Source organism: Ruoffia tabacinasalis, assembly GCF_042652985.1.
Classification (GTDB): Bacteria; Bacillota; Bacilli; order Lactobacillales; family Aerococcaceae; genus Ruoffia; species Ruoffia tabacinasalis.
Window position 1 is genome coordinate 1 of the sequence record NZ_JBHSHQ010000082.1, and the last position, 844, is coordinate 844.

The 844-nt window shown below is 43.2% G+C and carries 1 protein-coding gene; it reads left to right on the top strand.

Features of this window, described 5'->3' with window-relative positions:
• Positions 1–26 precede the first annotated feature (26 nt).
• The coding region (locus ACFO5Y_RS11700; protein WP_380706740.1) for an IS30 family transposase at positions 27–844 on the top strand (818 nt) is incomplete at its 3' end.

The following is an 844-nucleotide window of genomic DNA, read 5'->3' on the forward strand; positions in this document are numbered from 1 at the left end:
CACGAAAATTAGAGGAGTGACCACAAATGACCTACACACATCTTAGCATGAAAGAACTCGGATGGATAGAAGCTTATTTTGATATCGGTTATAAAGCCTGTGATATCGCAAAAAAGCTTGGACGTTCCAATCAACCCATCTATAACGTTGTCAACTTCCTTAAGAAAGGCGGCACTATTCGTGACTATTTTGAACGCTACACACAGAATAAATCGAAATGTGGGGCAAAGAAAAAGACATTTACAAAGCAACAAACGCAATACGTTAAAGATCGCGTGGCGGATGGCTGGACACCGGATGTGATTATTGGGCGAGGAGAAAGAGACCTTGGTTGTTCGATGCGTACCCTCTATCGTCGCTTTAAAGATAGCGCACTCTTTGATGTCACGACCTTACCCATGAAAGGGAAACGCAAACCCAATGGCCACAAAGAGACGCGTGGAAAGCAAGCGGATAAAAGAACGCTTGACGACCGTAAGAAAGCTTATCCCGCCTACGAAAGTGAGTTCGGACATTTAGAGGGCGATACCATCATCGGTAAAAACCATAAGAGTGCCGTCATTACGTTTGCCGAAAGAGTTTCTAAGTTGATTATTGCTTTAGAGACACCGGGCCGTAAGGCTGAGGACATCGAAAGAACCTTAAATAATTGGTTGAACGCGTTGCCGAAGAACCTCTTCAAATCAATTACATTTGATTGTGGAAAGGAATTTTCCAATTGGAAAAGCTTGAGTAACCAGCAAGACATTTCGATTTTCTTTGCAGATCCAGGTTGCCCCTCTCAACGCGGTCTAAACGAGCATTCCAACGGTCTTTTACGTAAAGATGGATTAGCTAAACAGAT